The sequence below is a fragment of the Micromonospora sp. NPDC085948 genome (assembly GCF_040686315.1).
Classification (GTDB): domain Bacteria; phylum Actinomycetota; class Actinomycetes; order Mycobacteriales; family Micromonosporaceae; genus Micromonospora.
This window is the reverse complement of sequence record NZ_JBFBJW010000010.1, coordinates 177,934-200,011: the sequence shown is the minus strand read 5'-3', so window position 1 is coordinate 200,011 and position 22,078 is coordinate 177,934. Positions and strand designations below refer to the sequence as shown.

19 protein-coding genes are annotated in these 22,078 nt (G+C 72.1%); 13 read left to right on the top strand and 6 right to left on the bottom strand.

Annotated elements, in window-relative coordinates; all coding sequences use genetic code 11:
* Genes AB0O48_RS24195 through AB0O48_RS24160 form a run of 8 tightly spaced genes read left to right on the top strand, consistent with a single transcriptional unit; the run spans position 1 to position 8,756 of the window.
* Positions 1–936 carry an ABC transporter permease gene (locus tag AB0O48_RS24195; RefSeq protein WP_357571086.1) on the top strand — a complete coding sequence of 312 codons (936 nt, stop codon included), beginning with the start codon at positions 1–3 and terminating at the stop codon, positions 934–936.
* A gap of 3 nt (positions 937–939) precedes the next feature.
* Complete coding sequence (locus tag AB0O48_RS24190; RefSeq protein ID WP_357571085.1) at positions 940–1,830, top strand: ABC transporter permease; 891 nt, start codon at positions 940–942, stop codon at positions 1,828–1,830.
* Positions 1,830–3,455, top strand: coding sequence for an ABC transporter ATP-binding protein (locus AB0O48_RS24185; RefSeq protein ID WP_357571084.1), 1,626 nt, complete (start codon positions 1,830–1,832; stop codon positions 3,453–3,455). The genes AB0O48_RS24190 and AB0O48_RS24185 overlap by 1 nt, the downstream gene beginning before the upstream one ends.
* A 10-nt stretch (positions 3,456–3,465) precedes the next feature.
* Positions 3,466–4,674, top strand: a complete 1,209-nt coding sequence (locus AB0O48_RS24180; RefSeq protein WP_357571083.1) for an LLM class flavin-dependent oxidoreductase — start codon at positions 3,466–3,468, stop codon at positions 4,672–4,674.
* 16 nt (positions 4,675–4,690) lie between these two features.
* Positions 4,691–6,037, top strand: coding sequence for an NtaA/DmoA family FMN-dependent monooxygenase (locus tag AB0O48_RS24175; protein ID WP_357571081.1), 1,347 nt, complete (start codon positions 4,691–4,693; stop codon positions 6,035–6,037).
* A complete protein-coding gene (locus AB0O48_RS24170; protein ID WP_357250154.1) occupies positions 6,034–6,549 on the top strand; it encodes a GNAT family N-acetyltransferase in 516 nt (171 codons plus the stop codon). Before AB0O48_RS24175 ends, AB0O48_RS24170 begins: the two co-directional genes overlap by 4 nt.
* On the top strand, positions 6,546–7,613 hold the full coding sequence (locus AB0O48_RS24165; protein WP_357571080.1) for an LLM class flavin-dependent oxidoreductase: 1,068 nt from the start codon (positions 6,546–6,548) through the stop codon (positions 7,611–7,613). The genes AB0O48_RS24170 and AB0O48_RS24165 overlap by 4 nt, the downstream gene beginning before the upstream one ends.
* An 18-nt stretch (positions 7,614–7,631) precedes the next feature.
* Positions 7,632–8,756, top strand: coding sequence for an LLM class flavin-dependent oxidoreductase (locus AB0O48_RS24160; RefSeq protein ID WP_357250149.1), 1,125 nt, complete (start codon positions 7,632–7,634; stop codon positions 8,754–8,756).
* Between the two features lie 13 nt (positions 8,757–8,769).
* Here the strand turns inward: AB0O48_RS24160 and AB0O48_RS24155 are convergent, their stop codons facing one another.
* From AB0O48_RS24155 to AB0O48_RS24145, 3 genes are read right to left on the bottom strand one after another with little or no spacing between them, the layout of a single operon-like run.
* Positions 8,770–9,420 (bottom strand): response regulator transcription factor, encoded by a 651-nt coding sequence (locus AB0O48_RS24155; protein ID WP_357571079.1) that lies wholly within the window; start codon positions 9,418–9,420, stop codon positions 8,770–8,772.
* Positions 9,417–10,712 carry a histidine kinase gene (locus tag AB0O48_RS24150; protein WP_357571078.1) on the bottom strand — a complete coding sequence of 432 codons (1,296 nt, stop codon included), beginning with the start codon at positions 10,710–10,712 and terminating at the stop codon, positions 9,417–9,419. Before AB0O48_RS24150 ends, AB0O48_RS24155 begins: the two co-directional genes overlap by 4 nt.
* A gap of 42 nt (positions 10,713–10,754) precedes the next feature.
* On the bottom strand, positions 10,755–12,791 hold the full coding sequence (locus AB0O48_RS24145) for a serine hydrolase domain-containing protein (RefSeq protein ID WP_365068478.1): 2,037 nt from the start codon (positions 12,789–12,791) through the stop codon (positions 10,755–10,757).
* Between the two features lie 260 nt (positions 12,792–13,051).
* Here AB0O48_RS24145 and AB0O48_RS24140 point away from each other — a divergent pair, with 260 nt between their 5' ends.
* Positions 13,052–13,747: a hypothetical protein gene (locus AB0O48_RS24140; RefSeq protein ID WP_365068476.1), complete on the top strand. Its 696-nt coding sequence runs from the start codon at positions 13,052–13,054 to the stop codon at positions 13,745–13,747.
* On the opposite strand, the gene AB0O48_RS24135 is transcribed toward AB0O48_RS24140, so the two are convergent.
* Positions 13,734–15,098, bottom strand: coding sequence for a serine/threonine-protein kinase (locus tag AB0O48_RS24135; protein WP_365068475.1), 1,365 nt, complete (start codon positions 15,096–15,098; stop codon positions 13,734–13,736). The two genes, AB0O48_RS24140 and AB0O48_RS24135, sit on opposite strands and share 14 nt — an antisense overlap.
* 58 nt (positions 15,099–15,156) lie before the next feature.
* On the opposite strand from AB0O48_RS24135, the gene AB0O48_RS24130 reads away from it, so the two are divergent.
* Positions 15,157–15,708 (top strand): RNA polymerase sigma factor, encoded by a 552-nt coding sequence (locus AB0O48_RS24130; RefSeq protein WP_357250131.1) that lies wholly within the window; start codon positions 15,157–15,159, stop codon positions 15,706–15,708.
* Positions 15,709–15,884: 176 nt separating this feature from the next.
* On the top strand, positions 15,885–17,969 hold the full coding sequence (locus tag AB0O48_RS24125; protein WP_365068472.1) for a PQQ-dependent sugar dehydrogenase: 2,085 nt from the start codon (positions 15,885–15,887) through the stop codon (positions 17,967–17,969).
* An 18-nt stretch (positions 17,970–17,987) separates the two neighbouring features.
* Here AB0O48_RS24125 and helR read toward each other — a convergent pair whose 3' ends face one another.
* Both helR and AB0O48_RS24115 read right to left on the bottom strand, forming a co-directional pair.
* Complete coding sequence (gene helR / locus AB0O48_RS24120) at positions 17,988–20,117, bottom strand: RNA polymerase recycling motor ATPase HelR (protein WP_365068470.1); 2,130 nt, start codon at positions 20,115–20,117, stop codon at positions 17,988–17,990.
* A 152-nt stretch (positions 20,118–20,269) separates the two neighbouring features.
* Complete coding sequence (locus AB0O48_RS24115) at positions 20,270–20,650, bottom strand: YccF domain-containing protein (protein ID WP_357571071.1); 381 nt, start codon at positions 20,648–20,650, stop codon at positions 20,270–20,272.
* Between the two features lie 9 nt (positions 20,651–20,659).
* Here AB0O48_RS24115 and AB0O48_RS24110 point away from each other — a divergent pair, with 9 nt between their 5' ends.
* Both AB0O48_RS24110 and AB0O48_RS24105 read left to right on the top strand, forming a co-directional pair.
* A complete protein-coding gene (locus tag AB0O48_RS24110) occupies positions 20,660–21,325 on the top strand; it encodes a hypothetical protein (protein WP_357571070.1) in 666 nt (221 codons plus the stop codon).
* A 114-nt stretch (positions 21,326–21,439) separates the two neighbouring features.
* The gene (locus tag AB0O48_RS24105) at positions 21,440–22,036 is read left to right on the top strand and encodes a hypothetical protein (protein ID WP_357250118.1); all 597 of its coding nucleotides are present in this window, start codon (positions 21,440–21,442) and stop codon (positions 22,034–22,036) included.
* Positions 22,037–22,078 lie beyond the last annotated feature (42 nt).

Sequence of the window (22,078 nt, the reverse complement as noted above, 5' to 3'; positions counted from 1 at the left end):
ATGAGCCGCCCACCCGTACGTGCCGTGGCCCGCCGGCTCGGTGCCGGCCTGGTCGTCCTCTGGGTCGCGGCCACCGCCGCCTACCTGGCGCTGCTGGCCGCCCCCGGCGACACCGTGGACAACATCGTCGGCGACGGCGCCGACACCCCGCAGATCCGCGCCCAGATCATCACCGAGTGGGGCCTGCAGCGCCCGCCCGTCGTGCAGTACCTCGACTACCTCCGGCGGCTCGGCGGCGGCGACCTCGGTCGCTCGTACCTGTTGCAGCGCCCCGTCGCCGAGGTGATCGGCGAACAACTCGCCCCCACCCTCACCCTCGCGGTCTCCGCCGCCGGGCTCGGGGTGCTGCTCGCCCTGCTCATCGCGGTGGCCACCGCCGGGGACCGGCGACCGTGGCTGCGTCGGGTCAGTTCCGGCACCGAACTGCTGCTGGTGTCCACCCCGCCGTTCCTGATCGGGCTCCTGCTGCTCAGTGTGCTGTCGTTCCGGTTCGGGCTCTTCCCGGTCTCCGGTGATCGGGGGATCGCCGCGTTGGTGCTGCCCGCCGTCACCCTCGCGCTGCCCATCGCCGGGCTGCTGGCGCAGGTGCTGCGCGACGGCATCGACAGGGCTCTCGACGAGCCGTTCGTGCTCACCGCCCGGTCCCGGGGCGTACGGGAACGCACGGTGCTGCTGCGCCACGCGTTGCGGCACGCGCTCCTGCCGGCCGTGACCCTGGCCGGTTGGCTCTTCGGCATCCTGCTCGGCGGTGCCGTGATCGTCGAACAGGTCTTCGGTCGGCCCGGTCTCGGCCAGGTCACCCTCAGCGCGGTCACCAGCGGGGACATGCCTGTGGTGCTGGCCGTCGTCACCCTCTCGGCCGCCGTCTACGTGGTGGTCAACACCGCCGCCGACCTGGCCTACCTGCTGGTCGACCCGCGACTGCGAAGGAGTTGACCGATGACCGTCACCCTGGGCCCACCGCTCACCGACGCCTTGGCGCAGGCAGTCGCCGATCCGGCCGAACCGGCCGTACGCCGACGGCCCCGGCTGCGACCCGGCCTGCTCGTCGCCGGGGCGTACCTGATCCTGCTGGTGGTCGCCGCGGCCTGGCCGGCGGCGCTCGCCCCCGGCGACCCGCTCGCCGCCGACCCGCTCGGCGTGCTCAGCCCGCCCGACGCGGCGCACTGGCTCGGCACCGACCACCTCGGCCGCGACGTCTGGGCGCGGGTGGTGCACGGCGCCGGCCACTCGCTCACCATCGGTGTCGCCGCCACCGCGCTCGCCGTTACCGGCGGGGTGCTGCTCGGCCTGCTCGCCGGTCTCACGCACCGGGCCGCCGACGAGGCGCTCAGCCGCACGTTCGACGCGTTGTCGGCATTCCCCATGCTGCTGCTGGCCCTGCTGTTCATCGCCATCGCCGGCCCCGGCACCGCCAGCCTGATCGTCGCCATCGGCATCGCCACCCTGCCGCACCACGCCCGCGTGGTCCGTGGTCAGACACTTGTCGTCCGCCGCGCAGGCTTCGTCGAACAGGCCGTCACCTTCGGTCAGTCCCGGTCCCGGCTGGTGCTGCGGCACGTGCTGCCCAACGTGGTCGGTCCGGTGCCGGTGCTCGCGGTGATCGGGCTCGGCGAGGCGATCCTGGCCGCCGCCGGGCTCAGCTTCCTCGGCATGGGCCCACAGCCGCCGTCGCCGGAGTGGGGCGCGATGCTCTCCGAGGGCCGCAACTACCTCCAGGTGGCCTGGTGGATCACCATCCTGCCCGGCCTTGCGGTCACCGCAACCGTGGTGTCGCTGACCGTCGTCGGCCGGCACTGGCAGGCACGCTTCGACGGGCGGCGGCGCTGATGGCCCCCCTGGTCACGGTCGAGGACCTGCACGTCGACTTCGACACCCCGACCGGCCCGGTGGCCGCGGTGCGGGGGATCAGCTTCACCGTCGAGCGCGGCGAGTGTGTGGCAGTCGTCGGGGAGTCCGGCTCCGGCAAGAGCGTCACCGCTCGTACCCTGGTCGGGCTCGCCGGGCCGGGCGCGCGCGTCCGCGCCGCTCGGCTGGAACTGGCCGACCAGGACGTGCGGGGCCATCGACCGCGGGACTGGCGGCGGGTCCGTGGCCGGCTCGCCGGGCTGGTCCTGCAGGACGCGCTGGTCTCCCTCGACCCACTGCGGACGGTGGGTGCCGAGATCGGCGAGGTGCTCGCCACCCACGAGATCGTCGGCCGCCGGGAACGGGCCGGCCGGGTCACCCATCTGCTCGACGAGGTGCACCTTCCGGAGCCGGAGCGCCGCGCCCGGCAGTACCCGCACCAGCTCTCCGGAGGGCTGCGCCAGCGAGCCCTGATCGCCTCGGCGATCGCTGGGGAACCAGCCCTGCTGATCGCCGACGAGCCGACCACCGCGCTGGACGTCACCGTGCAGGCGCAGATCCTGCGGCTGCTCGCCGAGCGACGCGCCGCCGGGGTGAGCCTGCTGCTGATCAGCCACGATCTTGCGGTCGTCGCCCAGATCGCCGACCGGGTCCTGGTGCTGCGCGACGGTCGGATCGTCGAGCAGGGTCCCACCGGCACGCTGCTGCGGGCACCCACGCATCCGTACACCCGGCAGTTGCTGGACACGGTGCCCTCGGCGACGTCGCGGGGACGCCGGCTCGGGGTGCCCCGGTCCGGGGCCGCACGGGCCGCGCTGCCCGCCCGTGCCGAGGTCCGCGCTGACGACACCGTGCTCGACGCGGCCGGGCTGACCAAGACGTACGGCGAGCAGACGGTCGTGCGGGACGTCTCCTTCACCATCGCCCGGGGCGAGACCCTCGGCCTGGTGGGGGAGTCCGGCTCCGGCAAGAGCACCGTCGCTCGGATCGTCGCCGGCCTGCTCGACGCCGACGCGGGCGCCGTCACGTTCGAGGGCACCGCGTGGGCCGGCGTACGGGAGCGGACCCGCCGCCCACTGCGGCGCCGGTTGCAGATGATCTCCCAGGACCCGCTGAGTTCCTTCGACCCCCGCTACACCGTCGGGCGGGTCGTCGCGGAGAACCTCGGCAACGACGTCAGCCGCGCGGACCGGCGCGACCGCGTCGTCGACCTGCTGCGCCGGGTCGGTCTCGGCGCGGACCTGGTCGACAGGCATCCCCGGCAACTCTCCGGCGGCCAACGGCAGCGGGTCGCCATCGCCCGCGCGATCGCTCCCCGACCCAGCTTGATCGTCTGCGACGAGCCGGTCTCCGCCCTCGACGTCTCCGTGCAGGCCCAGGTCCTCGACCTGCTGGCCGACCTGCGGGCCACCGACGGCACCGCCCTGCTGTTCATCTCCCACGACCTGGGTGTGGTGCACCACCTCAGCGACCGGGTGCTGGTCCTGCACGACGGCGCGGTGGTCGAGCAGGGCCCGGTCGGCGACGTCTTCAGCTACCCCCGACACGACTACACCCGGTCCCTGCTGGACGCGCTGCCCACGCTGGTCACCGCCGGCCGACCGTAGGAGGAACACCATGACCGACCAGAGCCTGCACCTGGCCGTGGCGCTCGACGGTCTCGGCTGGCACCCCGCCGCATGGCGGCTCTCGCGCGCCGACGCGACCGCGCCGCTGACCGCCCGCTACTGGAACGCCCTCGCCGGCGAGGCCGAACACGGCGCACTGGACCTGCTCACCATCGAGGACAGCCTCGACCTCCAGACGTCCCGGCCGGACGGCCCCGACGACCGCACCGACCAGCTCCGGGGACGGCTCGACGCGGTGCAGATCGCCGCCCGGCTCGCCCCGCTGACCCGGCACATCGGGCTGATCCCGACCACCAGCACCACCCACAGCGAGCCGTTCCACCTCTCCACGGCGATAGCCACGCTCGACCACGTCAGCGGCGGTCGGGCCGGTTGGCGGCCCCGCGTCTCCGCCCGCAGGGCCGAGGCCGGGCACTTCGGCCGCCGCGACGTCCCGCCGCTGGACCCGGCCCGGCTCGACGAACCGGAGGCGGTCCGGTTCGTCGACGACCTCCTCGCCGAGGCCGGCGACGCGGTGGAGGTGGTCCGCCGGCTCTGGGACAGCTGGCAGGACGACGCCGTGATCCGGGATGTGCCGACCGGCCGTTTCGTCGACCGGGAGCGGCTGCACTACATCGATTTCACCGGCCGGTGGTTCTCGGTCCGGGGTCCCTCCATCGTGCCCCGCTCACCGCAGGGGCAACCGGTCGTCGCCGCGCTGGCCCACTCGGCGGTGACGTACGCGTTCGCCGCCCGCCACGCCGACGTCGTCTTCGTCACCCCGACCGATGCCGGGCACGCCGCGGCGATCGTGGCGGAGGTACGGGCGGCCGAGGCGACCGTCGGCCGGACCGACGGGCGACTGCGCGTCCTCGCCGACGTGGTCGTCCTGCTCGACGAGTCGTCGACATCGGCCCGACGCCGTAGCGCCCGTCTCGACGAGCTGAACGGCGAGGCGTTCACGTCCGACGCGGCCATTTTCGCCGGCACCCCGGGGCAGTTGGCCGAACTGCTCACCGAGTGGCACCGCGCCGGCGTGGACGGTTTCCGGCTGCGACCGGCCGTGATTCCCGACGACCTGACCGCGATCACCCGGGCGGTGGTGCCCGCGCTGCGGGATCGCGGTCTGTTCCGCGTCGACTATCCGGCCGGGACGCTGCGTGACCTGCTCGGCCTGCCCCGACCGGCCAGCCGGTACGCCGCCACGGCGACCGCCTGAGCACTGGAGACCCGTCATGCCCAAGCAGATCATCCTGGCCGCGCACTTTCCCGGCGTGAACAACACCACCGTGTGGAGCGACCCGGCGTCCGGCAGCCAGATCGACTTCTCCTCCTTCGTCCACCTGGCCCGTACCGCGGAACGGGGCAAGTTCGACTTCCTCTTCCTCGCCGAGGGGCTGCGCCTGCGCGAGCAGCGGGGCCGCGTCCACGACCTGGACGTCGTCGGTCGTCCGGACACCCTGACCGTGCTCGCCGCCCTCGCGGCGGTCACCACGCACCTGGGTCTCGCCGGCACGCTCAACGCCACCTTCCGCGAGCCGTACGAGCTGGCCCGGCAGTTGGCCAGCCTCGACCACCTCTCCGGCGGGCGAGCGGCCTGGAACGTCGTCACCACCTCCGACGCGTTCACCGGGGAGAACTTCCGCCGGGGCGGCTACCTGGACCGCTCGCTGCGTTACGAGCGGGCCGCCGAGTTCGTGCGTACGGCGCGCGAGTTGTGGGAGTCGTGGCCGGCGGACGCGATCGTGGGCGACCGCGACGCCGGCCGGTACCTCACCGAGGCCGCCCCCGGCGGGTTCGCCCACCACGGCGACCAGTTCGACATCGCGGGGCACTTCACGGTGCCCCGCAGCCCGCAGGTGCACCCGGTGATCCTGCAGGCCGGCGACTCTCCGGACGGGCGCGAGTTCGCGGCGTCCAGCGCCGACGCGATCTTCTCCCGACACGGCACCCTGGAGGACGGCCAGGACTTCTACCGGGACGTGAAGTCCCGGCTGGCCCGGTACGACCGCCAACCCGACGACCTGCTTGTCATCCCCGGTGTCACCTTCGTGCTCGGCGACACCGACGCCGAGGCGCAGGAACGCGCCCACCACATCCGCCGCCAGCAGGTCAGCCCGCAGACCGCCATCCTGTTGTTGGAACAACTGTGGAACCGGGACCTGTCCGGGTACGACCCGGAGGGTCCACTGCCCGCCGAGGACCCGGACGTCTCCGGTGACGCGATCAGCCGGGGTCGCGCCGGCATGTATCCCGATCCGGTCGACACCGCGCGGCGGTGGCGGGCGCTGGCCGAGGAGAAGGGGCTCGGCATCCGCGACCTGATCATCGAGGTGACCGGCCGGCAGTCGTTCGTCGGCACGGCACGGCAGGTCGCCGACAGGATGAACCACTTCGTGCAGTCGGACGCCGCCGACGGCTTCATCCTGGTGCCGCACCTGACCCCCGGCGGGCTCGACGAGTTCGTCGACCAGGTCGTGCCGCTGTTGCAGGAGCGCGGCGTCTTCCGCGGCGAGTACACCGGCACCACCCTGCGCGACCACCTCGGCCTCGGCCCCGCCCGCCCGGTCGGTGCGGTGTGACCCCGCCGGCCCTCGTGTGTCAGCGACGGTGGAACGATCCGGACGCCGTCGCGCTGCGCGCGGCCATGACGGCGGAGATGCGCCAGCGGTACGCGGACCGCCTCGCCGACCCGATCCATCTGCCGGACGCGCAGGTGATCGCCCCGACCTCGGTCGCCTGGACCGGTGTGGCCTACACCGCCGACGCCACAGCGGTCGGGCACGCCGCGCTGCGCTGGCGCGGCGCCGACCTGGAGCTCAAACGGATGTACGTGCTGCCCGCCCATCGGGGGCGCGGCGTCGCTCAGGCACTTCTCGACGCGCTCCGGGAGGCCGCCGGTCGGCTCGGCGCGGCGCGGATCGTGCTCCAGACCGGTGACCGCCAACCCGACGCGGTACGCCGCTACGAGGTGGCCGGCTACCGGCCGATCCCGGTGTTCGCCCCGTACGACGTGTTGCCGTACTCCCGCTGCTTCGCCCTGGTGCTGCGCCCGACCCTGACCCTGCCCACGAAAGTGACGGTCCCGGCGTGAAGTTCCTGCTGATAACGCTCATCACCCACCTGCCCGACCCGGTCACCGGCCAGCGCAGGAGCACCACCGACCGGTTCCGGGACGTGGTCGACACGGCAGTCCTCGCCGAGGAACTCGGCTTCGACGGGTACGGCGTCGGTGAACGCCACGAGCGCCCGTTCATCTCGTCGTCGCCGCCCGTGGTGCTGAGCCACATCGCGGCCCGCACCTCCACCATCCGTCTGTTCACCGCGGTCACCACGCTCAGCCTGCTCGACCCGGTCCGCGCCTACGAGGACTACGCCACCCTGGACCACCTCAGCAACGGCCGACTCGAACTGATCATCGGCAAGGGAAACGGCGCGGCGCAGGCGCAACTGTTCCACGTCACCGCCGAGGACCAGTGGGACCGCAACCGGGAGGGCTACGAGCTGTTCCGCCGGCTCTGGCGAGAGGACAAGGTCACCTGGTCCGGGACGTACCGGCCGTCGCTCACCGACGCCGAGACCTGGCCGCGCCCTCTGCAACAGCCCATCCGGATCTGGCACGGCAGCGCCACCAGCAGGGACTCGGTCGACCTCGCCGCCCGCTACGGCGACCCGATCTTCTCCGCCAACGTCACCAACCCCATCGAGCCGTACGCCGAGCTCATCCGCCACTACCGGGAACGGTGGGTCCACTACGGGCACGACCCGGCCGACGCCCTCGTCGGTGCCGGCACCGCCGGCTTCTACGTGGCCCGCACCTCGCAGGAGGCCATCGAGCGGTACCGCCCGATCTTCGACGCCCGGCTGGCCGCGTTCCGGCGGCTCGGCATCCCGCCGGTCTTCGACACCCTGGAGGACGCCATCGCGCGCAGCTCGATCCTGGTCGGCAGCCCGCAGCAGGTGGTGGACAAGGTGCTGCGCTACCACGAGCAGTTCGGCCACGAGGTCATCCACCTCCAGGCCGACCACGACGGGCTGACCGACAAGCAGCACCGGGAGAGCCTGGAACTCTTCCAGGCCGAGGTGGCCCCGGTGCTGCGCCGGGAGATCCCCAGCCGCCCCTTCGCACCGCCGGCGACCGCCGCCGCGGCGGCCTGACCAGAAACGGGGACCACCATGCCGTCCACGCCACTGTCAATCCTCGACCTCTCCCCGGTGCCCGCCGGCGGCACTGTCACCGACGCCCTCCGCAACACCGTCGACCTGGCCCGCCGCGCCGAGCAGTCCGGTTACCACAGGTACTGGCTTGCCGAACACCACCTCGCCGCAGGTGTCGCCAGCTCCGCGCCGGCCGTGCTGATCGGGCAGGTCGCCGCCGCCACCAGCGTGCTCCGCGTCGGCTCCGGTGCCGTCCAGGTCGGGCACCGGACCGCCCTGTCGGTGGTCGAGGAGTTCGGCACCCTCGCCGCCCTGTACCCCGGCCGCATCGACCTCGGGCTGGGCCGCTCCGGTCAGCGGCGCATCGAGGCCGCCCGGGAGAGCGCCGCGCCCGCACCGCCGCCGGTGGCGGCCCGGCTGGTCGACGGGCTGCTCATTCCGCCACCGTTCTCCTACGCCAGCGTGCTCGCCTCACCACGCTTCGCTCTGAGCACCGCCCTGCTGCACCAGCCGGGCGCACAGCCGCCACCCTTCGCGGAGCAGGTGGCCGACGTGCTGGCCCTGCTGCGCGGCGACTACCGCGACGCGGACGGGCTGGACGCGCACGCCGTACCGGGGGAGGGCAGCGACCTTCAGGTGTGGCTGCTGGGCAGCAGCGGCGGGGAGAGCGCCCAGCTCGCGGGTGCGCTGGGCCTGCCCTTCGCCGCCAACTACCACGTCAGCCCCTCGTCGATCCTCGACGCGGTCGCCGCCTACCGGGCCGCGTTCCAACCCTCTGCCACGCTCGCCGAGCCGTACGTGGTGGTCTCCGCCGACGTGGTCGTGGCCGAGACCGACGACGCGGCCCGCCGGCTGGCCGCACCGTACGGGCCGTGGGTGCGCAGCATCCGCAGCGGCGAGGGCGCGATGCCGTTCCCGAGCCCGGAGCAGGCCGCCGCGCTGCCGTGGACCGACGACGACCGCGATCTCGTCGCCGACCGGGTGGACACCCAGTTCGTCGGATCACCCCAGGGGGTCGCCGAGCGGCTGCGGACCCTGCGGGACGTCACCGCCGCCGACGAGCTGCTCGTCACCACGATCACCCACGCCCACGCCGACCGGGTCAGCTCCTACGAGCTGCTCGCCAAGGAATGGATCAACTGAAGCGGCGTGCCTCTCAGTGACGGACCACACCGTTCTGGTAGGCCCACACGACCGTCTGCAACCGGTCCCGTGCGCCGATCTTGCCCATGGCACGCCCGAGGTGCGACTTCACCGTGCTGGTCTCGATGAAGAGCCGGTCGGCGATCTCGACATTGGACAGCCCCTGCGCGAGCAACTCCACGATCTCGGTCTCCCGTGCGGTCAGCTGGTGGGCCGCCGCGGCGTCCGAGCGGGGCGCGGGGGTACGCCTGGCGAACTCCGAGATCACCCGGCGGGTGACGGCCTGGTCGACGAGGCCGTACCCGTCGGCGAGGCGACGGACCGCCTCGATCAGGTCCTCCGGCTCGCAGTCCTTGAGGATGAACCCGCTGGCGCCGGCCTCCAGCGCGCCGAAGACGTACTCGTCGAGGTCGAAGGTCGTCACCACCAGCACCGCCGGTGGCGTTGCCGTGGCGACGATCTCTCGGGTCGCGGTGAGCCCGTCGCCGTGCGGCATCCGGACGTCCATGCAGATCACGTCCGGTTGCAGCCGACGGGCCAGCTCGACGGCGGCCGTACCGCTGGACGCCTCCGCCACGACCCCGATGTCGCCGGCCTCCTCGAGGATGACGCGGAAGCCGGCGCGGACGACCGCCTGGTCGTCGACGAGCATCACTCTGATCATGCCGGGGCCTCTCCGTTGGGCTGCGACGCGACGGGATCGTTCGTGGGTAGCGTCGCGGTGACCGACCAACCACCGGCCGCGGTCGCGCCGGCCGCGAACGTCGCTCCGATCAGCTGCGCGCGCTCGCGCATCCCGACCAGGCCGACACCGCCGGTCCGCGCCGCCGGCACGGCACGCCGGGCGGCGGGTTCGTTCACCACCTCCAGGGACACCGAGCGGGGCAGGAAGCGGAGCACCACCCGCGCCGCCGCGCCCGGGGCGTGCTGACGGGCGTTGCTGAGCGACTCCTGCGCGATCCGGTAGAGCGCGACGTCGGCGATCGGCGCCACCTCGCGTTGCTGCCCCTCGCGGACGAGCTCTACCGGACCGGCGAGGGTGCCGACGGTGCGGACCAGGTCGTCGAGCATGCCCAGGCCCGGCACCGGTGCGCCACCGTCGCCACCCTCGTGCCCCGGGCGTCCGCGCAGCACACCGACGACCAGTCGCAGGTTGTCCAGGGTCTCCTTGCCCTGGCTCCGGATCCAGGCCACCCCGGCCTTCGCGGCGGCCGGGTCCCGGTCGATCAACCGCTCGACCGCCGCCGCCTGGACGACCATGCCGGAGAGGTGGTGCGCCGCCACGTCGTGCAGCTCCCGGGCCATCCGGGCGCGTTCCGCGCCGATCGCCCCCTGGATCTTCGTGTGCTGTTCCCGGATCGTCTCCTCCGCTCGCAGTTGGACCAGCTCGACGTAGCGGCGGGACGTGGCCACGTACCTGCCGACGAAGGCCGCGCTGAGGTAGGTCAGAGCGCTCGCGGAGACGTACGCGACGGCCGTCAGGAGATTGGGGGTCACCACGACGGCCGCCCCGACCGACTCCACCACCACGGCCGCGCCGACGGCCAGCAGCGCCTGCCGAGACGGCAGCACCGACCCGATGGTGTACGCCACGACGAACGGAGCGACACCCCGGACGGTCGCCTCGGGCAGGGAGGCGCCGATGACCGGCAGTTGAAGGCCGACGACGAGCGCGAGGCAGAGCAGTGGGCGGACCCGACGCAGGCACAGCAGCATCGCCTGGACGCAGCACAGGGCGATGAGCAGCCACGCCCGCGCCGGGTCGAAGGACACCCCGTCCTCCGGTGCCACGAACCACACGAGCACTGTCAGCAGGACGAACGTCGTTACGGTCAGCGCCACCGCGAGCAGGCAGTCCCGGGGGAACACCCCCGTCACGCCGAGTCGGGTGAGTCGTCCGTCGAGCCATCTCGTCAGTCGCGGTGAGCCGGGTTCGGTGTCGGTGTGGTCCCTCATGCGGTGCGCATCCTTGCTCCGGATCGTCCCGGGTCGGGCGGGTCAGTAGGAGATGCTAGGCGCGAGCAGCCGGAACTCCACGGCGAACCAGCCCGCACCGGCGAGGGCGAGCAGGAGCAGGGCGCTGCCGGCGATCCTCCGCCAGCCGACGTGGCGTCGGACGTCGTCGACCAGCCGGACGGCGGCGGGCAGCACACCGAGCAGGCCGACCAGTTGCAGCACCTGCACGACGCGCAGCACCCCACCGGGGACGTCCCGCAGGCTCATGATGCTGCTGAGGGCCAGCACCCAACCGGCGAAGGCGAGGAGCGTGCCGGCGACGGCGACGCGGCTCAGGATCCGCGCGGTGCGCCCGGTCCGCTCGCGTGGGGTGCGGCCGAGCCGACGGCGGACGTACGCGCCGATCGGCCAGGACAGGACGGTGAGCAGCAGCACGACTGTCGACCCGACGAGCACGGGGAGGGCCAGTGCGGAGCCGCGTGCGGGCTCGACCGGCAGCAGCGCGAACGCGGAGTCGAAACTGATCGCCTCGACCCGGTCGTCGGTCGCCCGCATGGCAAGCGTGCGCTGTCCGCCGACCTCACGCCAGACCCAGGGCGCGACCTCCTCGTAGAGGGCCGGCGAGTCGGACAGTGGACCCGGCTCGAACAGCAGTCGGCCGCCGTCGGCGACACTGACCGTGGTACGACCGACCAGGCCGATCGTCGTCAGGAAGTTGCTGCGTATCGCTCGCGAGGACTCGTACGTGCCGGCTGCCAGCGCGGCGTGCCTGGCCACGGTCGCCGAATCGACGCCGGCGGTCGGCTGTCCGTCGCGGGCCGGAAAGTAGCGGTCGGCGAATCCGTTCACGACCGACTGACGAAGGTCGTGGCTGGCGAGGGCGCCGGAGCCGTTGCTGTTGAGCGAGACGACGATGCCCGCGCGGTCGTCGGGGTAGATCTGCAGGTGGGTGTGGAAGTACGTGGTGTCGCCGCCATGGCCGAGGATCCGGTGGCCGTTGCGGCTCTCGTCGAAGAAGCCGAGCGTCATCCGGGGTCCGGCGGCAAGTGTGCCGAGCGACGTCGCGTCGAGCGCGGGCCGCTGCATCAGCTCGCGGGTCGGCTTGTCGAGCAGGGGTCCGAAGCCGACAGGCTCGCCGAGTTGGGCGAGCATGAACCGCGCCATGTCGGTCGCCGGGGCGCTCAACGCGCCGGCCGGGGGAGTGCCGACGATCTCGAAGGGTCCGGCGGGTGCGGCGGAGGTGTCGTACCCCTTGGACATCCGGTCGCGCAGTGCCGCCGGAAGGGGCTGTTCGAAGCTCGACGACGGCATGCCCGCCCGGTCCAGGATGTTGCGCTGGACGTACTCCTCGAAACGTGTCCCACTGACGCGTTGGACGATGTAGCCCGCGAGCGAGTTGCCGTAGTTCGAGTACGCCGGGACGGTCCCCGGCTCGTAGATCTGCTCCGGCGGGTCGGTCACCAGGGCCTTACGCAGATCGACGTCGCCACCCTCGGTGCCGATGAGACCGGCGATGCGCTCCTCGAAACCGGCGGTGTGCGTCAGCAGGTGCCGCAGGGTGACGGCCCGCTCGTAGTGGCGCGGCAGGTCGAAGTCGAGGTACGTCTCGACGTCGGCGTCGAGGTCGAGTTTGCCGCTCTGCACGAGTTGCAGGACGGCGGTGGCGGTGGCGAGTTTCGACACCGAACCCATCCGGAAGAGATGCCGGTCCGGGTCGACCGGCACGGCCCCGGTGCCACCGTTCCCGGTGTCGGCGTGGCCGTACCCCCGGGTGGTGATGATCTTGCCGTCGTCCACGACGGCAACGGTGGCCCCGGCGATGCCGGTGCGGTCGAGGGCCGCCGGCAGCAGACCGTCGAGCCAGGCGTTGGCGTCGGTGTCGGTCAGGGTGGAGGCCGCCCCGCTCGCGGCAGCCGGTGCCGCCGGAGCGTCGACGGGTGGCGCGGGAGCGCTCTGCCCCGTGCCACAGCCCGCGGCGCTCACGGCGATGACGACAGCGGTCGCCACCACCGCGCCGAGGCGGACGATCGGCCGTGCGATTCGGGCCGAGCGGGACGGGGAAGAGGAGAGGGAACGCATCGTCGGTTACTGCCTTTCCAGGCGAACGGGTGTCCGGAACAGGTCCGTACGGCGTCACCCGACGCCCTGGGACAAGCCTGTTCGCGCGATCGCACCCAGCCATCTGGCGCAGGACGGCAATGCGCCTACGACCTGAGGAGGAGGGGCATGTGCACCGACGGTGGGAAGCGGAGCGTCCACCGCCGCCCCGGTCGCGTGAACCACTTCCCGTACGGGTGCATCAAACCCAGTGACAGACCCGATAGAGGAAAGGACCGTCCATGCGCGGCAGACTGCTGATCGGTGTGGTGCTCACCCTTACGTTCGTCGTCGGTTGCACGTCACCGTTCGACCGGGTCGGCGGCGACGCGGCGCCCGCCGGCTCCCCGTCCGCCAGCACGAGCCCGCCGGCACCGAGCGATCCGGCCTCGGCCACCCCCAGCCCGACTGCTCCGGCCAGCCCCACCCCGGCCACCCGCACCACCGGGCCGGCCAAGCCGCTGAGCGAGATCAGGCGGACCGACTGGCCCAACGCGGTCATCGACAACCTGAAATTCTGCGGTGGGTCCGACGACACCGTCAGGTTCCGCAACGGATCCAACGGCGCCGCCGTGCCGTGCAAGATCCTGCCGGGCGGCGCGAGTCCGGTGTACGCCGAGTTCATCGTCGAGGAGCCGGCAATCGCGCCGTCGACCGAGGACGCCCTCATCCTGGTCGAACTGGGCAATCCCGGCTCCCGACGGGCACAGGCCCTGGTGCCCGTCCAGCTCTCCGACACCGGCGGAAAGCGGAACGCGTGGCCGGTCATCGTGGGCGGCAGCGGCGACCGGCCCGACGAGATCGAGACGTTCACCTCGTACCGGGTGGTGGGCGAGAACGTGCGGGCCACCGTCCGCAAGCTCGACGGCCGCACCGAGACCCGGGAGTGGCGCAAGGCCGACGGCGGCGGAACCTGGGAACGGACTACCGTTGGGTGACCATCGACGCGTCCACCCGCAACGTGCCGAGGATCTCGTCGGTACGGTCCGCGCCGTCACTCTGCTTGACCTGGACGTACACGCCGACGATGCCGTCGGCCGCGACCAGGGTGACCTCGCTGAAGGACGTCTGCGCGCCCCCGCAGCGCGCCCAGTGCCCGACGTTCCCGCTGAGGGCACCGACGGTGATCGCCCGATCGGCGGCACGCGTGCATCCGCTGTGGTCCGGCAATGTCGGCCTCCTGGCTCCCGCGAGAGCAGGGCTCAGCCCGACGAAGACCCCCGGTGTCGCGCTGTCCACGTCGGACCAGTCGGTGAGGTCCGCTCCGACGAGCAGGCCCGGACCACGTTCGCCGGCGAGGCCGATCACGGCCGGGTCCCAGCCGGCGTCCCGCAGTTGCCGTGCCCAGCCGTCCGGGACGGCTACCGAGAGCGCGCCGGTCGCGTCGGCCACCCGGGTCCAGCCATGTGCGGCGGTGGGAACGGTGGCGGATCCGGCCATGACCAGCGTCGCGGCCACGGTGCCGACAGCGGTGAGGCTCCGACGGGTACGCCGCAGCCACGGGCGAGCCGGAACCCGTCGCGCGGCGAGCAGATCCTCCAGCGCATCGGCGTACGCCGCTGCGGTTGGCCAGCGGCGGCCCGGGTCGCGGTGCAGAGCCCGACGGACGACGCGCTCGACCGCGGCGGGTACGCCCGAGGCCGCCTCCATCGCCTGCCCTGGAGGCTTCCCGGTCAGCATGTGCTGGGTCAGGGCGCCGATCGCGTAGACGTCGGCGCGCGCGTCCAGCCCGCCGCCCGCGACGAGCTGTTCCGGTGCCATGTAACCGGGCGTGCCGGCGGTCAGCGTGAACCCGGAGGCGTGCGCGAGCGCCTTGGCCAGCCCCAGGTCGGCGACGAGCACCCGCCCTCCGGCCGCAGGGCTGTCGAAGAGGATGTTGGAGGGCTTGAGGTCGCGGTGCAGCACACCGTTGTCGTGCAGGACGGCCACCGCCCTGGCGATGTCGGCGGCGACCCGCACCGCCTCGCCTACCGGCATCGGCCCGCCGACCAGCCGATCGGCGAGCGTGCCACCACCGGCGTACGTCATCACCAGGTACGGCCGGCCGTCGGGCAGCTCGCCGATGTCCAACACGCGGACCAGGTGGTCGGAGTCGACCTGTCGCATGAACCGCGCCTCCTGGCGGAACCGCGCCCGGATGTCGGCCCGCTGCGACCAGTTCTCGGCCAGCACCTTCACGGCCACCGGGGCCTGCAACTCGTCGTCGTGCGCCAGCCACACGGTGGCGAACGCCCCGCTGCCGACGGGGCGTGCGACGCGGTACCGGCCGACCTGTGGCGGGATGGACACGGCCGTATTATCCGGCAACCGGAACTGCGGGTGTCACACACGAGCGGGGGGAGCGCCGGTGGTGGACGGGTCGTCGATCGAGGAACTGGCGCGCCGGGCGGCGACCGGCGACAGCGCGGCCCGGGACGCGTTGCTGGCGGCGATCGGTCCGCGGGTCCTGGAGCAGTGTGGGCGTTTCCTGCCCTGTCGGCAGGACGCCGAGGAGGCGGCCCAGGACGCGTTGGTGCAGGTGGCCAGGCACATCGAGCGATTCGAGGGCCGGTCGCTCTTTTCGACCTGGTTGCACGTCGTGGTCGCCAACTGTGCCCGCCAGACCTATCGGTCCCTGCGGCGACGGGCGGCCGAGCAGCCCAGCCCGCTGCTGCCCGTCGAGGTGGCCGACCCTCGTACGACGAGCGTCATCGCCGGGTCGCGCCTCGACCTGCTCGACGCGTTGGACCGGCTGGAGGCCCACCGGCCGGAGTTGGTGACGGCACTGGTGTTGCGGGACCTGTGCCAGTTGGACTACCAGGAGATCGCCGAGCAACTGGGCATCCCGGTCGGCACGCTGAAGTCCCGGATCCATCACGCCCGTCGGCACGTCCGCGAGTCGTTGCGGGGCGGGGAGTAGGGCGGCGGGCCTGCCGGACATCGTATCGATCTGGGGTTTTGTCGCTGATCGAGTGACATCGTTTGACATGCGACGTCGACCCATCTTTGATATTCGATGTTCATAGTTCGACTTGGTCGGGTGCCGGTCGTCCGGCACCGGATCGGTCCGGTCGACGCCCCGATCCTGGAGGACGGATGTCAGCTTTCGCGCGGCCCAACCCCCGTCACGCACGACGACGACGGCTACTGCCGGCGGCGATGGCAGCGGTGACGCTGCTGACGGTCGCCATCGGCGTACCGGCATCGGCCGCGCCGGCCTCTACGGTGGTCAGTGCGGCATCGGGCCGCTGCCTGGACGTCGTCGGCAACGTCCGCACGGCCGGCGCCGGCATCAACATCTACGACTGCAACGGTCAGGCCAACCAGTCCTGGACGTTCACCTCGGCCGGTGAGCTGCGGGTCTACGACGAGACGATGTGCCTGGACGTGGTCGGCCAGGACACCACCGCGCCGGCCACCCTGCAGATCAACTCCTGCACCGGCGGCGCCAACCAGCGCTGGCGGATCAACACCAACGGGACCATCGTCGGCGTCCAGTCCAGCCTGTGCCTGGACGTCAACGGCGGTGCCACTGCCAACAGCACCCTGGTGGGTCTCTGGACCTGCAACGGGCAGGCCAACCAGCGGTGGACGACGGCGCTGGGCAGCTCCGACACCCAGCCGCCCACGGCTCCCGGCAGCCCGCGGGTGAGCGGCCTGACGTGCAACTCGGTGACCTTCGCGTGGAACGCCTCGACGGACAACGTCGCGGTGGCCTTCTACGACGTCTACCACGACGGCCAGTTGATGAAGTCGGTGAGCGGCTCGACGCTGTCCACCAGCCTCACGGTGGTCGCGGGAGCGACCTGGGGCCTGTACGTCAACGCCCGGGACGCCGCCGGCAACGTGTCCCAGGCGAGCACCACCGTGTCGATCACGCCCCCGCAGTGTCAGGCCGACACGCAGGCGCCGACCGCGCCGCAGCAGCTCTCCGGCACCGCGTCGGGCACCACGGTGACCCTGCGCTGGACCGCGTCGACCGACAACGTCGGCGTCCGGGCGTACGACGTCTTCCGGGGTGGTGTGAAGGTCGGCACGGTCACCGGCACGCCGCCGGTGACCACCTTCACCGACAGCGGGCTGGCGGCAAACACCGCGTACCAGTACTACGTGGTGGCCCGGGACGCGCAGGACAACACCTCGTCGCGCAGCGCCACCACGACGGTGACCACCGGCGCGGGCTGCGGCAACCCGGTGTGCGGGGTGCGTCAGGTCACCACCGACACCGACGTCCCGTGGGGGCTCGTCACGTTGTCGGACGGCACCGTGCTCTACAACCGCCGCGACGCGCACGACATCATCCAGCTCAACCCCAGCACCGGCACCAAGACCAATCTGGGCACGGTGCCGAACGTGCAGAGCACCGACGGCGAGGGTGGCCTGCTCGGGCTCGCCGTGTCGTCCAGCTTCGCCAGCGACCGCTGGTTGTACATCATGCACACCTCGCCCAGCGACAACCGGATCGTGCGGATCAAGTTCGAGAACGGCCGCCTCAACACCTCCAGCGAGCAGGTGCTGGTCAGTGGCATCCGGCGGAACAAGTACCACGACGGTGGCCGGCTGCGCTTCGGCCCGGACGGCAAGCTGTACGCCAGCACGGGCGACGCGCAGAACGGCAACTACGCGCAGGACCGGTCGGCCCTCGAAGGCAAGATCCTGCGTCTCAACCCGGACGGCACGGTCCCCTCGGACAACCCGTTCGGCAACTACGTCTGGAGTTACGGCCACCGCAACCCGCAGGGGTTGGCGTTCGACTCGCAGGGTCGGCTGTGGGAGCAGGAATTCGGCAACTCGATCATGGATGAGACCAACCTGATCACGAAGGGCGGCAACTACGGCTGGCCGGCGTGCGAGGGCACCAGCGGCACCTGCGGCACGGCCGGGTTCATCGCGCCCGCGCGTACCTATCCGACCGCGGAGGGGTCCTGCTCCGGGATCACGATCGTGCGGGACGCGCTCTACGTGGCCTGTGCGCGGGGTGCCCGGATGTATCGGGCGGTGATCAGCGGCAGCAGCCTGACGAACGTGCAGACGTACTTCAGCGGCACCTACGGCCGCCTGCGGACGGTGGAGCCGGCTCCCGACGGCGGTTTGTGGTTGACCACCACCAACACCGGTGACAAGGACAGCACCCCGAACAACAGCAACGAGAGGATCCTGCACGTCACGCTCGGCAACTGACAGCTGTGGGCGGGCGGCTCAGCGCCTCGTCAGGATGACGAGCTGCTGGGTCGCCCGGGTCATCGCCACGTACCGGTCCACCGCGCCCTCGATGCCCGTGCCGAACGCGTCCGGATCGATCAGGACGACCAGGTCGAATTCGAGGCCCTTGGCCTGCTCCGGGCTCAGCGATCGGACGCGCGACGCCGGTGCGAACGCCGGGTCGCCGATCACACAGGCGGTCCCGTCGGTGTGCTCGGTGAGCCAGGCGTCGAGGATCGTGCCCAGCTCGGCCGTCGAGCCGTGTAGGACGGGGAGCCCGTTGCCGCGGATGGAGGTCGGCACGTTGGCGTCCGGGAGCACGGCCCGGATGACCGGCTCGGCCTCCGCCATGACCTCCTCCGGGGTCCGGTAGTTGATGCTCAGCGAGGCCAGGGTGATCCGGTCCAGCCCGATCCGCTCCAGGCGTTCCTGCCACGACTCGGTGAACCCGTGTCGGGCCTGGGCGCGGTCCCCGACGATCGTGAAACTGCGCGACGGGCACCGGGCCAGCAGCATCTGCCACTCGGCGTCGGTCAGCTCCTGGGCCTCGTCCACGACGATATGCGCGAACGGGCCGGCCAGCAGGTCCGGGTCGGCGCTGAGCGACCCGGACTCGTCGGCCAGGGCGTCGCGCAGGTCGGGCTGGCGCAGCATCGTCAACAGACCCTCGCCGTCGTCGTAGGCGTCGGCCGCGAGGAGTTCGTCGACGACCCGGTCCCGGTGCTCGCGCTCCACGGCGGCGGCGGGGTCGTGCCGCTGCGAACGCCCCGACGCGACGCCGAGCCGCCGCCGGGCCGCGTCCAGCAGCGGCAGGTCGGACACGGTCCAGGCCCGGGGCTCGTCGCGCTGCAGCGTCCGGATCTCCTCCCGGCTGAGCCAGGGCGCGCACGTGCGCAGGTACGCGGGCACCGACCACAGGTCTCCCACCAGGTCGGCCGCGTCGAGCAACGGCCAGGCGCGGTTGAAGGCGGTGCGCAGCTCCCGGTTGCGCGACAGCGACCGGCGCAGCACGTCGTCCGGCTCGTCGCCGTCGTACCTGTCGACGAGGATCGTGAGCAACTCCGCCCAGATCTCGTCGCGTGCCTCGTTGTGTGGGGTGCCCGGCCCCGGTGCCTGGAACGCGTCGGCCCAGTCGTCGGCGCCCAGCCAGAGGTCGCCCTCGTCGGTGGTGACAGTCATCGGCTTGACCGGTGGGTCCTCGTAGAACCGGACCGCCGCGTCGATCGCCCCGACCAGGTCCGCCGACGACTTCAGCCGGGCCACGTCCGGGTCGGGTTCGACGGTCGCCGTCCCGCCCTCGTCGACGAGGTCCCGCAGGGTGCAGGTCTGCACGTCCTCCTCGCCGAGGCTGGGTAGGACGTCGGCGACGTAGGCCAGGTAGGGCTGGTGCGGCCCGACGAAGAGCACTCCGCCCCGGCGTTGACCCAGGCGAGGGTCGGAGTAGAGCAGGTAGGCGGTGCGGTGCAGCGCGACGACCGTCTTCCCGGTGCCCGGACCGCCGTCCACGACGAGAGTGCCGGCCGATCCCGCCCGGATGATGGCGTCCTGGTCGGCCTGGATGGTGCTGAGCACGTCCCGCATCCGGGCGGAGCGGGCAGTGCCCAGGCTGGCGATGAACGCGGACTGGTCGTCGAGCGCGACGGCGTGCCCCACGAACCCGTCCGGGGTGAACACCTCGTCCCAGTAGTCGCTGATCCGGCCGCGAGTCCAGCGGTAACGGCGACGGCTGGCCAGACCCATCGGGTTCGCGTGGGTGGCGCCGAAGAACGGCTCGGCGGCCGGAGAGCGCCAGTCGAGCAGCAGCCGCCGACCGGTGCTGTCGGTGAGGCCACGCCGCCCGACGTACACGGGTTCGGGGTCGTCCGCGCCGACCACGTGGCCGAGGCACAGGTCCAGGCCGTAGCGACTCAGCGCACGCAGGCGGCCGGTCAGCCGGCGGATCTCCTCGTCCCGGTCCATGGCCTGCCGGCCCTTGCCGCCGGGCGCCAGGCGCTCGGCGGCAAGGCGCTCGGACAGCTCGGTGTTCAGCTGGTCGAGGCTCTGCGCCATCGTCGCGAAATGCTGCTCGTCCAGGGCGATGAGCCTCGGGTCGGCCTTGGGGGAGAGGTGCGCGGGGAGATCGAACACGGAGGTAGGCAGGGAATTCAAATGATGACTTCCATTTCGGCAGATTCTGGCCTCGGCCGACGATTTTGCGGCACGACCCGGGTCTTGCCGCAAGCCCCCCAGTGCGCTATAAGTTAGAGGTGGCGGGGAGCAGGTGCCCCCGTTTCCCGAGTTCAGGGCGTGTCCACGACCTCGCGGCCGAGGGGCCAGAGCGCCGCCGGCACGAGCTTGAAGTTGGCGATGCCGAACGGGATTCCGATGATCGTCACGCAGAGGGCGACGCCCGCGACGATGTGGGACAGCGCGAGCCACCAGCCCGCCAGCACCAGCCAGAGGATGTTCGCCAACCCGGAGGCCACGCCCGCGCCGGGCTTCGGCACCAGGGTGCGGCCGAAGGGCCACAGCGAGTAGACGGCGAGGCGGAGCGACGCGACCCCGAACGGGATCGTCACGACCAGGACGAAGCAGATCAGTGCGGCGACGCCGTATCCGACCGCCAGCACGATGCCACCGCCGAAGATGAGCCACAGCACATTCAGTACGAAACGAATCACCACTCCAGCATGAGCGACGCTCGCCACCCGCCCGCGCTCGGCGACCACCCGCGTTCGGCGACCACCACGAGAATGAACGCCATGGACGCGAAGACGTACGCGACGGTCGCCGACGTGTGCCGGCGGCTCGCGGGCCGGCTCCCCGACGATGTCCTCGGGACCGTGCGGGAGCACTACGCCGCGGGTGAGTTCGACCTGGCCGACGCCACCCTCCTGCTCAGCCTGGCGCTCCACGGCGTCGGGATCACCAGCGCGGAACGGGCACTACTGCGCGCCCTCGTCGGTGAGCCCGACGGCTCCGACCTGGCCGACGTGCCGGCCGTCACGGAGGTGCCGCCACTGTCGTACCGGTTCAGCGCCGACGGTCCGCCGGACGCGCCCGATCCAGCCCCGGCCGACACCCTCCTGTCCGTCGACGCGCCCCGCCGCCACGGGCGCAGCCTGCACCGCGCCTGGCGGACGCCACTGGACGGCGCGCCGGACGCGGCGGCGTGGACGTACGTGCTGCTGGTGGCCGAGGGCGCGGACGAGCCGTCGACGTACTCGGGCGTGCTGTCGACGCTCTGGGTCGCGCTGGGGCAGAGGTGGCCGGTGGAGGTCGTCGCCGCGGACTCGCCGCGAACGCCGTACCAGGAGGCCGCGCTGGCCGCCGCTCAACCGATCTGGCGCGCCTGACGACGAAGCCCCGACCGAGGGTTGGCTCGGTGGAAAACCTGAGACGGAAATCGGGGGCCGGGCGAGGATCTTCCCGGAGCCGGCCGCGACGCCGAGGATCAGATGATGGTCGGCATGAAACGCGCTGAGCTGTATGTCCTCGCCGGACCGATCGGAATCGCCGCCTACGGCCTGGTCCGCCTCTGGGCGAAGTCCGATGGTGTGTACGGCCCGGGGTTCGACTGGCAGGCCGCGCATCTGGTCGCGCTCGCCGGCATGGTGTGCTTCGTCCCGGGGGTGCTCGCGCTGTCTCGCCTCCTGCCCCGCAGCCCCTGGCGAACCGGGGTGGTGACCGTCACGATGGTGGGACTCGCCGCGACGATGGTGCAGTTCGGCGCCGACATCGTGGAGGGTCTCCTGGCGGCCGACCGGGCGGAGATGTCGGCGCTCGGCGCGGACTTCAAGGCCATCCCCGGCGTCGAGGTGGCCTTCTACGACGTCGTACCCCAGTTCTTCTTCCTCGGCCTGGTCGTCCTCGCGGGCATGCTCGCCGCGAAACGCCGGCTGCCGTGGTGGAGTGTGCCACTGCTGATCGTCGGCATCGTCCTGCCGGTGGTCACTCTCGACCTGCTACCCGTCGCCGGCCTGGCCATGCTGGTGGCGCTCGCCCCAGCGTTGCCGGCCCTGCGCCAGCAGGGCGAGCGTGCCGAGCCGCCCCTGGCCGTGCGCTGATCTGCGCTGGTCCCCGCCGTTAATGGCTGACGGGGACCAGCG